Source organism: Kitasatospora sp. NPDC059803, assembly GCF_042732255.1.
Taxonomy (GTDB): Bacteria; Actinomycetota; Actinomycetes; order Streptomycetales; family Streptomycetaceae; genus Kitasatospora.
In genome coordinates this window covers 1-11,732 of sequence record NZ_JBHWIJ010000275.1, presented here as the reverse complement: position 1 = coordinate 11,732, position 11,732 = coordinate 1, and the positions used below count along the sequence as shown (strand labels likewise).

Below are 11,732 nucleotides of genomic sequence, written 5' to 3'. Positions count from 1 at the left end.
GGGTATAAGAGACTGGGCGCCGCCCGGGCAGCAGGCCCGGGATCAGCGGGGGCACCTCGACGCCCTGCGGCTGGCCGGCGGCCGGGGCGCTGGGTGTGCCGGAGGGCTGCTGCGGTGCCTGCGGCGGGGCCGGGACGGCGCTCGGCGAGGTCTTGCCGCCGGTGAGCCCGCTGGTGAGGTCCCCGACGAGCCCGTTGACGGCGTCCGGCGCGCTGCTGGGCAGGGTGCTGGGCAGGCCGCCGCCCTTGGCGCCGATGCCGCCGGGCGTGCTGGAGCCGGTACTGGCGGGGGCCCGCTCGGTGCCGCCGGGGCGGTTGTTGCCGCCGCTGCTCGCGCCGGTGCCGCCACCCTGGGCCGGGCGTTCGCCGGGCGCGGTGCCGGAGCCGTTCGCCGGGGTGTCGGCGGGGGCGCCGCCGGTGGCCGGGCCGGCCGTGTCGCCGCCCGCTCCGGTGCCGGCCGGGCCACCGCTCTTGGCGGTGGGCTGGGCCAGGCGCAGGGGCGCGACGTCCTCGCTTATGTCGTCGAAGAGCTGGTCGACCAGGTGGGCCTGCTGGGTGAGCTGGACGGGCAGCTGGCCCGCCAGTTCGGTCCAGCGGCCGTCCTCGCCCTGGGCGAAGCCGGCCAGGGCGCGCATCGGGCCGAGCGAGCCGTTGCTGCGGTAGACCGAGCGGAGCAGCTCGCGGCCCTTGATGGCGTCGGCGTGCATGTCGTCCAGCGCGCGGCGGACCCGTTCGACGGTGCCCGGGCTGAGCCCGGTGGCCGGGCCGGGGTGGCCGACCAGGGTCTTGGCCTCGCCGAGCCTGGTGGCGGCGTTGTCGAGCAGCAGTTCGCCGCGCTCGGAGTCGGTGTCCGCCAGGTCGAGCCTGAGCCCTTCGAGGCCGCGCTTCATGCCGTACAGCGTGTCCCCGGGGAGGGCGTTGGAGCTGGCGGCGGCGGCGCCGGCGAGGCTGCCGACGGCCAGTCCGGCGACCAGTCCGCCGATCGCGAACCGGCGGCTCCAGCGGCCGCGCGGCGCCGTCCGGATGGCCCGGTGCCGGCGTTGGCGGGGCACTGTGGCGCCCGGTCCGCCGGCGAAGGCCTGCTCGAACGCGGCCATCAGCTGCGCGCGTTGGACGGTCCGTACCTCCGGGTCCAGCGCTGGTCCGGGCATCGCGCCCAGTGCGTCGGTCAGGCCGACCAGTTGGGCCATCGCGACCGAACCGGCGCCGGTGGCAGCGGTGTTGGCCGATTCGGCGTCCGCTGCGCCGCGCTGCTCCGCCCGGTGGGCCTCCAGCGCCTCGGCGAAGGCCTTCGCCCGTCGGTGCTCCAGCACGTTTGCCGTCACGGGCCACACCTCCCTTCGTCGTTGTCGACACCCCGGCCTGCCGGACGGTTGCCTCGGCGGGCCAAAGCCACTCCATCGGGTGACAGGTCGCAATTCGGCTTGACCGTACGCCTGGTGGGGACTTGCACGCTGGCCAACGAGTGGTGTGGGCGGTGGGTTACGCACGGCTGATCATCGGATCGACCGTTCACCCGGACGTGTCGGTCGGGTACGGATGGTGACGGCCCGTCGGGCCGCCCGCCGGCTATGCCTCCCCCGGTCACCGCGGCCTCACCGGGCGTCCGGCGGCAGCAGCCGGGCCAGGGTGCGGACGGCGCGGTACTGGAGGGTCTTGATGGCACCCTCGTTCTTGCCCATGATCCGCGCGGTCTCGGCCACCGAGAGCCCCTGGAGGAAGCGGAGCGTCACGCACTCCTGCTGCTGCGGGTTGAGCCGGTGCACCGCGTCCAGCAGGGCGGCGTTGGAGAGCGACTCCAGCACCGACTCCTCCGGGCTGCGCTCGCACTCGTTGGAGTCGAGCATCTCGCCGGTGGTCACCTCCAGCCGGAAGCGGCTGGACTTGAAGTGGTCGGCGACCAGGTTGCGGGCGATGGTCACCAGCCAGGCGCCGAAGTCCCGGCCCTGCCAGGTGAAGGTGCCGATCCGGCGCAGCGCGCGCAGGAACGTCTCGCTGGTGAGGTCCTCGGCGGTGGCCCGGCTGCCGACCCGGTAGTAGATGTAGCGGTAGACGGTGTCCGCGTAGTGGTCGTAGAGCCGGCCGAAGGCCTCGCTCTCGCCGGCCTGGGCCCGCTCGACCAGCTCCATGATCGGGTTGTGCTCGGTCTCGTAGCCGGGGCTCGGCGCGGTCCGGGCACGGCCGCGGCCGACGCCGGTGCTGCCGGTGCGGCCGCGCGAGCCGGTGCCGGTGGAGCCGGCGGCGGTGGTGCGCAGTGCCAGGCCGGAGCCGTGCGGGTGGCCGAACGGGGTGCCGGCGGGCACGAGTTGGGGCGAGGCGGCGAGCTGGCTGCGGAGCAGGTTGCGCAGCAGGTCCAGGCCGGTGGAGATCTGCCGGTCGGCGACGGGGCGGCCGCGGAGGCCGGTGCGGGGGCGCAGGGGCGCGGACGACGGGCGGGAGGGTGCAGGCGCGTCGTTCCGGACGGGTGGGTACACGGGACTCCCAGAGGCAGAACTGTGGACGGATCACCTCCGCCTGCGCGGAGAGCACTCCCGCGCCGCCCGTTCGAGCGGGGCGCGTGGGTGACGTGCATCCAGGAGAGAATAACGCTTTGTGCAATGACAGCTACACCGTGTGGTCGAAGTGGTCGTTTGGGATCCATTTATCGCGCATATTCGGCTGACTCTGACCGGACCTGCCATCGTTCATCCGGCTCAACGTGACCGTTCGGGCGCCCAGGGTGACCAATTCGGCGGTCCGGCCGGTGGTTTCCCAGTCTTGAGGCCTGGCAACCCCCGACTTTCCCGGTCTGGCGAACGATCAGAACCGGTCACCGGCTGACAGGTTCGCTCATTGGGCCGGAAAGCCGTACCGGAAACGGGAGTTCGCCCGTACGAGGGGCCAGGTCAGAGGCCTGGTTGACGGCCGGCCACCCGCGCGGGAAGGCCGTGGGGAGGGCGCGGACAGGCCCGGCGGCGGGGGCGCGACCGGGGGTGGCGGGAGCCCGTCAGGCGCAGCGGCGGCGGCGGTTCAGGGCCACCCCGGCGGCCGCCGCACCCGCGAGCACCCCGAGCGCGGCCGCCGCCGGCAGCCCCACCCGGGCCGCCTTCCGGCCGGTCCGGAAGTCCCGCACCCGCCAGCCCTGGGCCCGGGCGTGGCGGCGCAGCGCGCCGTCCGGGTTCACCACGTATGGGTGGCCGACCAGCGAGAGCATCGGGATGTCGTTGGCCGAGTCGCTGTACGCGGCGCAGCGGTCGAGGTCCAGCCGCTCGTGCCGGGCCAGCGCGTGCACCGCAGCCGCCTTGGCCGGGCCGTGCAGCAGCTCGCCGACCAGCCGGCCGGTGTACAGGCCGTCGTCGGCCTCGGCGACGGTGCCCAGGGCGCCGGTCATGCCGAGCCGGCGGGCGATCACCCGGGCCACCTCCAGCGGGGCGGCGGTGACCAGCCAGACCCGCTGGCCGGCGTCCAGGTGCATCTGGACCAGGGCGCGGGTGCCGGGCCAGATCTTGTCGGCCACGACCTGTTCGAAGACCTCCTCGCAGATCGCCTCCAGGTCGGCGGTGCGCTTCCCGGCGACCAGGCCGAGCGCGGTGTGCTGGGCGTCCGAGATGTGCTCCGGGTCCTCGGCGCCGTTCAGCCGGAACCAGGCCTGCTGCCAGGCGAACCGGGCGATGTCGCGGCGGGTGAGGAAGCCGCGCCGGTAGAGGCCGACCCCGAGGTAGAAGATCGCGGCCCCGCGCAGGATGGTGTTGTCGCAGTCGAAGAACGCGGCGGCGCGCGGGTCGCCCGGCTCGGGGGTGTGGTTCTCGGCCGGGGCCTTGGGCGCCTTGCCGGGCCTGCCCGCGGCGGGCGCGGCGCTCTCGGTGGCGCTCTCGGTGGGCGCGGTGCTCTCCGCGGGGGCGGTGGCCCGCCCGGGGGGGGGGGGGGGGCGGGGGGGGGCGGCGGGGGGGGGGGGGGGGCGGGGCGGGGGGGGGGGGGGGGGCGCGGGGGGGGGGGGGGGGGGGGGGGCGGCGCCGTCGGCGGCCGCCTCGCCCGCCAGGGCGCTCCGCTCGGTGGTGGAACGCTTCGCCTGGGTGAGCCTTCGGAGCACGGCCATGTCATCGAGCATAGCCAGCCGGGCGCGCGGCGGCCGTGACGGCGCCGTGCCCGCGCGGTGAACACCGGGCGGTCCCGGGCCCCGGTGGGGCGGCCGCCGGGCGGGCGGACAATGGCCGGGTGAGCCCACTGCTGCGACGTGACAAGAGCCCGAAGCCCGCGCCGGCCGACCGCACCGTGACCCTGGTCGGCAAGCCCGGCTGCCACCTGTGCGACGACGCCCGGGAGGTGATCGTCCGGGTGGCGGGCGAGCTGGGCGCGACCTTCGAGGAGAAGGACATCACCCAGGACGAGGAGTTGTACCGGCGCTACTGGGAGCAGATCCCGGTGACCCTGATCGACGGCCGCCAGCACGACTTCTGGCGGGTCGACGAACGCCGCCTGCGCGCCGCCCTCGGCGGCTGACCGTTCCCGCGCGCCACCGTCGCCGCCCCCCCCCCGCGGGGGGGGGGGGGGGGCGCCACGGTGTGCAAAAAAACCCCCGGCGGCGGTGGTGGGGGGGCGGTGGGGGGGGGGGGGGCGGCGCCGGGGCGGCGCCCCCGCCGCGCGGGGGGGGCGGTTCGCCGAATCGTTGTCAAAGACACCCCGGTCCGGCTTGAGTCGGGGCCGGTTGGTCGGCTTACGATCGAACGCGTTTGCGCCCAAGGGGGGCTGAGCACACGAGGAGTGCCGCCATGCTTCCCGGCCCGACCCCTGGGACGCCCGAAGCCCCGCCGGGCGCCCGGGGCTTCGCCGTGGTGGACGTGGAGGCGACCGGCCGCAGCCCGTGGCGGCACCGGGTGGTCGAGATCGCGGTGGTCCTGCTGGACGAGCGGCTGCGACCGGAGGCGGAGTTCGCCACCCTGCTCGACCCGCTGGGCCCGGTCGGTCCGACCCATGTGCACCGGATACACCAGGCGGATGTCGAGGGCGCCCCGCGCTTCCGGGAGATCGCCCCGCGGCTGCTGGAGCTGCTGGCCGGCCGGGTGCTGGTGGGTCACCACGTCAGCTGCGACCACGGATTCCTGGATCGCGAGTTCGCCCGGATCGGGGTCGCGCTGCCGCCCGTGCCGCTGCTGTGCACGATGCGGCTGGCCCGCGCCCACCTGCCGCAGGCCCGCGGCCACGGCCTGGCGGCCTGCGTGGAGGCGGCGGGCCTGGGCTGGTACCCGGCGCACACCGCGCTGGGCGACGCCCGGGTGACCGCCGAGCTGCTGCGGCACTGCGTCGGCGTCCCGTCCTGCCCGCCGGACGACTGGGCGGGCCCGCTGCGCGAGGCGGCCCGGGTGCCCTGGCCGCGGCTGGGCCGGGCCCGCTCCCGTTCGTCCGGCACGCCCGTCCCGCTGGTGCGCCGGGAGGCGCCGTACGGCCCGTGGCTGCCCGGGGTGCCCGCCCCGGCCGTCCTCCTGACCGAGCGCGGTGCTATGGGTTCGACGGCGTGATGCGCATCACTGTGTGGGGACAAAACGGACACCATCTTTGTGCACACGTTCACAAACGCATAGCCTGGCTGCCAAAGCCCAGCTTCACCCACAGGAGCACCGTGGCAATCGGCCGATCACCACAGAGCAGTTCGCAGACGCCCGACCAGGGCGCCGCGCGCCGACCCTCGCGTGCCCGGGGCATCCCGGAGGCGACCGTCGCCCGCCTCCCCCTCTACCTGCGCGCGCTCACCGCGCTCTCCGAGCGTTCGGTGCCGACGGTCTCCTCCGAGGAGCTGGCCGCCGCCGCCGGCGTGAACTCGGCGAAGCTGCGCAAGGACTTCTCCTACCTGGGCTCCTACGGCACCCGCGGCGTCGGCTACGACGTCGAGTACCTCGTCTACCAGATCTCCCGCGAGCTGGGCCTGACCCAGGACTGGCCGGTCGTCATCGTCGGCATCGGGAACCTCGGCCACGCCCTCGCCAACTACGGCGGCTTCGCCTCCCGTGGCTTCCGGGTGGCCGCCCTGCTGGACGCCGACCCGAACGTGGTCGGCGGCAGCGCGGCCGGCCTGCCGGTGCGGCACATGGACGAGCTGGAGTCGATCGTCGAGAGCCAGCACGTCTCGATCGGTGTGATCACCACCCCGCCCGGCGCCGCCCAGCAGGTCTGCGACCGGCTGGTGGAGGCCGGCGTCACCAGCATCCTCAACTTCGCCCCGACCGTGCTGACCGTCCCGGACGGCGTGGACGTGCGCAAGGTCGACCTCTCCATCGAGCTGCAGATCCTGGCCTTCCACGAGCAGCGCAAGGCCGGCGAGGAGCCGGACCGCACCGAGTCGGTGCTGGACCGCGCCCCGGGCCCGGTCCGGGCGGCGGCCGCCAAGCTGCGCCGTGCGGCGGGCGGCAACGGCAAGGGCCGTGGCACCGCCGAGACCGCGGCCAAGGACCAGACCGAGCAGGGCCAGCCCGGCAAGGGCGGGGAGGGCGATCTCCCCGCGGTGATGCCCGCATGAGCGAGCGAGTCAGTCGCAGGGCGCAGGTCGTGCGGAGCACCCGCCGAGCGGTGCGGGGCGGCCTCATGAGTACGGACAACCGTGGGACCTGGGGGCGGGCGTGAGTCTTCTCGTCGTTGGACTGAGCCATCGCACGGCGCCGGTCGGCGTGCTGGAGCGCGCCGCGCTGACCGGTGAGGTGCCGACCCGGCTGCTGCACGACGCGGCCGCCACCGCGACCGTCGCCGAGGCCGCGCTGCTCAACACCTGCAACCGGATCGAGCTGTACGCGGACGTGGACAAGTTCCACGCCGGCGTCGCCGAGCTGTCGCTGCTGCTCGCCCACCACAGCGGGGTGGACCTGGAGGAGCTGACCTCCCACCTCTACGTCCACTACGAGGACCGCGCCGTCCACCACCTGTTCTCGGTGGCCTGCGGCCTGGACTCGATGGTGGTCGGCGAGGGCCAGATCCTCGGCCAGCTGCGCGACGCGCTGGCCACCGCGCAGGAGGAGCACACCGCCGGGCGCGGCCTGAACGAGCTGTTCCAGCAGGCGCTGCGGGTCGGCAAGCGGGCGCACAGCGAGACCGGCATCGACAAGGCCGGCCAGTCGCTGGTGACCTTCGGCCTGGAGCAGGTCGCGGCGGGCGCGGGCGGGATCGCCGGCAAGCGGGCGCTGGTGGTCGGCGCGGGCTCGATGAGCTCGCTGGCCGCCGCCACCCTGGTCCGCTGCGGCGTCACCGACGTGCTGATCGCCAACCGGACGCCGGCCCGCGCCGAGCGCCTGGTCGAGATCCTCGGCTCCGGCGTGGCCCGCACCCTGGACCTGGCCAAGGTGCCGGAGGCGCTGGCCGACGTCGACCTGGTGATCTCCTGCACCGGCGCGGCCGGTGTGGTGGTCAAGGCCGGGGACGTGGCCGCCGCGGTCGCCGCCCGCACCGCCGACCAGCCGCTCGCCCTGCTCGACCTGGCCATGCCGCGCGACGTCGACCACGCCGTGCACGAGCTGCCCGGCGCCCTGCTGGTGGACCTGGAGAGCCTCTCCCACGCGCACGCCGCCACCCCCGGCGCCGGTGACGTGGACCAGGTCGGCCGGATCGTCGCCGACGAGGTGGCCGCCTTCGGCGCCGCCCAGCGGGCCGCCCGGATCGCGCCGACCGTGGTCGCGCTGCGGGCGATGGCCTCCGGCGTGGTCTCCGCCGAGCTGGGCCGGCTGGACTCCCGGCTGCCCGACCTGGACGAGCGCTCCCGCGCGGAGATCACCCAGACCGTCCGCCGCGTCGTCGACAAGCTGCTGCACGCCCCGACCGTCCGGGTGAAGCAGCTGGCCGCCGAGCCCGGCGGCGCCTCCTACGCGGACGCGCTGCGCGAGCTGTTCGACCTCGACCCGGCGGCCGTGCACGCCGTGTCGGGCACACCCGTCGGCGGCCCCCAGCCCTCGGGCGGGGGCGCCAGATGAACCGTCAGCCATCCCACGAGTACCACCGGGACGATCACCTCATGAATGGTCAACCGATCACGGAGCAGACTCCGGCCGCCACCGCGACCCTGCGGCTCGGCACCCGGCGCAGCGCGCTCGCCATGGCCCAGTCGGGCATGGTGGCCCGCGAGGTCACCCGGGTCACCGGGCGCCCCGTCGAGCTGGTCGAGATCACCACCTACGGCGACACCTCCCGGGAGGCGCTGGCGCAGATCGGCGGCACCGGCGTGTTCGTCTCCGCCCTGCGGGACGCGCTGCTGGAGGGCCGGATCGACTTCGCCGTGCACTCGCTCAAGGACCTGCCCACCGCCGAGCCGGAGGGCCTGGCGCTGGCCGCCGTCCCCGAGCGCGAGGACGCCCGGGACGCCCTGGTCGCCGCCGAGGGCCTGACCCTGGACGAGCTGGTGGAGAAGCTGGCCGGCGCCGGCCGCCCGGCCCGGATCGGCACCGGCTCGCCGCGCCGGATGGCCCAGCTGAACGCCTGGGCCACCGCCCGCGGCGCCGCGCTGGAGACCGTCGCGATCCGCGGCAACGTGGACACCCGGATCGGCTACGTGACCAGCGGCGAGCTGGACGCGGTGGTGCTGGCCACGGCCGGCCTCAACCGGCTCGGCCGCAGCGCCGAGATCTCCCAGCACCTCGACCCGGAGCTGATGGTCCCGGCCCCCGGCCAGGGCGCGCTCGCGATCGAGTGCACCAGCGCCGACACCGACCTGACCGCCGCGCTCGCCGCCCTGGACCACGCCCCCACGAGGGTCGCCGTGGTCGCCGAGCGGGCCCTGCTGGCCACCCTGGAGGCCGGCTGCTCGGCTCCGGTGGCCGCGCTGGCCACCTGGGTCCGACCGAACGAACTGCGGCTGGAGGGCGTGGTCGGCGACCCCGACGGCGCCGCCCTGCTGAAGATGTCCGCCAACGGTCCGATCGTCCTCGACGAGACCGCCGAGCAGCACGCGACGGCCCTCGGCCGCGCGCTGGCCGCCCGGCTGCTCGACGCGGGCGCGGCCACCCTGATGGGGGAGCGAGCCCGATGAGCCCCACCGCCGCCACCGAAACCCCGTTCCCGGGCGGCCAGTCCGCCACCGGACGGTGCACCTTCCTGGGCGCGGGCCCCGGGGACCCGGGGCTGCTGACCCTGCGCGCGGTCGAGGTGCTGTCCTCGGCCGACATCCTGGTCGCCGACCCGCTGACCGCGGTCGCCGTGCGCACCCACTGCCCGGCCGGTGTGCAGGTGCACACCCCGGTCGCCGAGGGCGCGGACTTCAACCTGGCCCGGCTGGTCGCCGAGGCCGTGCGGGCCGGCAAGCACGTGGTCCGCACCGTCGACGGCGACCCGGGCCTGGACGGCTGCGCCGCCGAGGAGATGCTCAGCTGCGCCGGCGACGGCATCCCCTTCGAGGTGATCCCGGGCGTCGCCCAGTCGGTCGGCGTCCCGGCGTACGCGGGCGTCCCGCTGCGCGGCGCGGCCGGTACCGACGTGCGCTTCGTGGACGGCACCGCGCTGCTGGCCGGCAGCCCGGTGGACCTGGGCGCGCCGGAGACCACCCTGGTGGTCCGGACCACCCTGGGCCAGCTGCCGGCCACCGCGGGCGCCCTGGTCGCCAACGGCCGCAAGCCGGAGTCGGCGCTGAGCGCCACGCTCTCCGGCACCACCACCCGCCAGCGGACCTTCACCTCCACCCTGTCCGGCATCGCCGCCGACCTGAAGGCCGCCCGGGTGCTGCCCTCGCCGGTCTCCGCCCCGGTGGACCCGGCGACCTCGGTGATAGCCGTGGTGGGCGAGCAGGTCGCCCACCGGTCCTCGCACTCGTGGTTCGAGACCAAGCCGCTGTTCGGCTGGAACGTGCTCGTGCCGCGCACCAAGGAGCAGGCCACCGGCCTGTCCGAGCAGCTGCGCTCGTACGGCGCGGTGCCGCAGGAGGTGCCGACCATCGCGGTCGAGCCGCCGCGCACCCCGCAGCAGATGGAGCGGGCCATCAAGGGCCTGGTCACCGGCCGCTACGAGTGGATCGCCTTCACCTCGGTGAACGCGGTCCGGGCGGTCCGGGAGAAGTTCGAGGAGTACGGCCTGGATGCCCGCGCGTTCGCCGGGATCAAGGTCGCGGCGGTCGGCGAGACCACCGCGCAGGCCCTGGTGGACTTCGGCGTGAAGCCGGACCTGGTGCCCTCCGGCGAGCAGTCCGCGGCCGGCCTGCTGGAGGACTGGCCGCCGTACGACCCGGTGTTCGACCCGATCGACCGGGTGCTGCTGCCGCGCGCCGACATCGCCACCGAGACCCTGGTGGCCGGCCTGGTCGAGCTGGGCTGGGAGGTCGACGACGTGACGGCGTACCGGACGGTGCGCGCCTCGCCGCCGCCGGCCGAGACCCGTGAGGCGATCAAGGGCGGCGGCTTCGACGCGGTGCTCTTCACCTCGTCCTCGACCGTGCGGAACCTGGTCGGCATCGCGGGCAAGCCGCACAACGTCACGGTCATCGCCTGCATCGGCCCGGCCACCGCCAAGACCGCCGAGGAGCACGGCCTGCGGGTCGACGTGATGGCCCCGGCGCCGTCGGCGGCCGCGCTGGCCCAGGCGCTGGCAGACTTCGGGGCCAAGCGCCGCGACACCGCCACGGCCGCCGGCGAGCCGGTCTACCGGCCCAGCGAGCGCCGTCCGGGTTCGCGCCGCAAGGCCCGCTGACACCCTCGGGACCGGGGGCGGCGATCCGTCGCCCCCGGCACTGCACAACCGTTCGGAGAGAGAAGCCGTGTCCGCTGAATTCCCGTACGTACGCCCGCGCCGGCTGCGCCAGAGTCCGGCGATGCGCCGCCTGGTCGCCGAGACCCGGCTGCACCCGGCGGAGCTGATCCTGCCGCTGTTCGTCCGCGAGGGCGTCAGCGGGCCCGTCCCGGTCACCTCCATGCCGGGCGTGGTCCAGCACAGCCGGGACACCCTGCGCAAGGCCGCGGTGGAGGCGGCCGAGGCGGGCCTGGGCGGCCTGATGCTGTTCGGCGTGCCGGCCGTGCAGGATGCCACCGGCAGCGAGGGCACCAACCCGGACGGCATCCTCCAGCAGGCGATCCGCGACGTGGTCGCCGAGGTCGGCGACGCCCTGGTGGTCATGTCCGACCTCTGCCTGGACGAGTACACCGACCACGGCCACTGCGGCGTGCTGGCCGCCGACGGCAGCGTGGACAACGACGCCACCCTGGAGCGCTACGCCGAGATGGCCCGGGTGCAGGCGGACGCGGGCGTCCACCTGGTCGGCCCGTCCGGCATGATGGACGGCCAGATCGGCGTGATCCGGCGGGCGTTGGACGAGGCCGGGCACCAGGACGTGGGCATCCTCGCCTACACCGCCAAGTACGCCTCGGCGTTCTTCGGCCCGTTCCGCGAGGCGGTCGGCTCCTCGCTCAAGGGCGACCGCAAGAGCTACCAGCAGGACCCGGCCAACGCCCGTGAGGCGCTGCGCGAGCTGGAGCAGGACCTCGCCGAGGGCGCCGACCTGGTGATGGTCAAGCCGGCCATGGCCTACCTGGACATCCTGCGCCAGGTCGCCGACGCCTCCCCGGTGCCGGTCGCCGCGTACCAGGTGTCCGGCGAGTACGCGATGGTCGAGGCGGCCGCGGCGAACGGCTGGATCGACCGGGAGCGGATGATCATGGAGACGCTCACCTCGATCCGCCGGGCCGGGGCCGAGCAGATCCTCACCTACTGGGCGGTCGAGGCCGCCGCGATGCTCAAGTAGCCGGTGCCGCAAGGCAGGGCGTTCAAGTAGCAGGCGCAGGGCAACGAGAAGTCCGGGCC

10 protein-coding genes are annotated in these 11,732 nt (G+C 75.2%); 7 read left to right on the top strand and 3 right to left on the bottom strand.

Annotated features, from left to right (window positions below):
• From ACFV6I_RS31590 to ACFV6I_RS31580, 3 genes are all read right to left on the bottom strand, one after another.
• The coding region (locus tag ACFV6I_RS31590) for a DUF5667 domain-containing protein (RefSeq protein ID WP_380428981.1) at positions 1-1,324 on the bottom strand (1,324 nt) is incomplete at its 3' end.
• A 270-nt stretch (positions 1,325-1,594) separates the two neighbouring features.
• The gene (locus ACFV6I_RS31585; RefSeq protein WP_380428984.1) at positions 1,595-2,302 is read right to left on the bottom strand and encodes an ECF subfamily RNA polymerase sigma factor, BldN family; all 708 of its coding nucleotides are present in this window, start codon (positions 2,300-2,302) and stop codon (positions 1,595-1,597) included.
• 683 nt (positions 2,303-2,985) lie between these two features.
• Positions 2,986-4,074 carry an HAD family hydrolase gene (locus tag ACFV6I_RS31580; protein ID WP_380428979.1) on the bottom strand — a complete coding sequence of 363 codons (1,089 nt, stop codon included), beginning with the start codon at positions 4,072-4,074 and terminating at the stop codon, positions 2,986-2,988.
• Between the two features lie 119 nt (positions 4,075-4,193).
• On the opposite strand from ACFV6I_RS31580, the gene ACFV6I_RS31575 reads away from it, so the two are divergent.
• The 7 genes from ACFV6I_RS31575 to hemB all read left to right on the top strand — a co-directional run bounded on the left by ACFV6I_RS31575 (position 4,194) and on the right by hemB (position 11,673).
• Positions 4,194-4,478, top strand: a complete 285-nt coding sequence (locus tag ACFV6I_RS31575) for a glutaredoxin family protein (RefSeq protein ID WP_063348853.1) — start codon at positions 4,194-4,196, stop codon at positions 4,476-4,478.
• 269 nt (positions 4,479-4,747) lie between these two features.
• Complete coding sequence (locus ACFV6I_RS31570) at positions 4,748-5,494, top strand: 3'-5' exonuclease (RefSeq protein WP_063348854.1); 747 nt, start codon at positions 4,748-4,750, stop codon at positions 5,492-5,494.
• Positions 5,495-5,595: 101 nt separating this feature from the next.
• Positions 5,596-6,489 (top strand): redox-sensing transcriptional repressor Rex, encoded by an 894-nt coding sequence (locus ACFV6I_RS31565; RefSeq protein WP_208869094.1) that lies wholly within the window; start codon positions 5,596-5,598, stop codon positions 6,487-6,489.
• Positions 6,490-6,589: 100 nt separating this feature from the next.
• Positions 6,590-7,927 carry a glutamyl-tRNA reductase gene (locus ACFV6I_RS31560; protein ID WP_380428976.1) on the top strand — a complete coding sequence of 446 codons (1,338 nt, stop codon included), beginning with the start codon at positions 6,590-6,592 and terminating at the stop codon, positions 7,925-7,927.
• Between the two features lie 41 nt (positions 7,928-7,968).
• Entirely contained in the window at positions 7,969-8,979 is a 1,011-nt protein-coding gene (gene hemC, locus ACFV6I_RS31555; protein ID WP_063348856.1) for a hydroxymethylbilane synthase, read from the top strand.
• Positions 8,976-10,625, top strand: a complete 1,650-nt coding sequence (locus ACFV6I_RS31550; RefSeq protein ID WP_063348857.1) for a bifunctional uroporphyrinogen-III C-methyltransferase/uroporphyrinogen-III synthase — start codon at positions 8,976-8,978, stop codon at positions 10,623-10,625. The genes hemC and ACFV6I_RS31550 overlap by 4 nt, the downstream gene beginning before the upstream one ends.
• A gap of 67 nt (positions 10,626-10,692) precedes the next feature.
• Positions 10,693-11,673: a porphobilinogen synthase gene (hemB, locus tag ACFV6I_RS31545; RefSeq protein ID WP_380338110.1), complete on the top strand. Its 981-nt coding sequence runs from the start codon at positions 10,693-10,695 to the stop codon at positions 11,671-11,673.
• Positions 11,674-11,732 lie beyond the last annotated feature (59 nt).

What these genes read in the sequence shown, in the direction of transcription:
- ACFV6I_RS31580 (WP_380428979.1), bottom strand. Translation starts at nt 4,074, where the DNA reads ATGGCCGTGCTCCGAAGGCTCACCCAGGCGAAGCGTTCCACCACCGAG.
- ACFV6I_RS31570 (WP_063348854.1), top strand. Translation starts at nt 4,748, where the DNA reads ATGCTTCCCGGCCCGACCCCTGGGACGCCCGAAGCCCCGCCGGGCGCC.
- hemC (WP_063348856.1), top strand. Translation starts at nt 7,969, where the DNA reads ATGAATGGTCAACCGATCACGGAGCAGACTCCGGCCGCCACCGCGACC.
- ACFV6I_RS31550 (WP_063348857.1), top strand. Translation starts at nt 8,976, where the DNA reads ATGAGCCCCACCGCCGCCACCGAAACCCCGTTCCCGGGCGGCCAGTCC.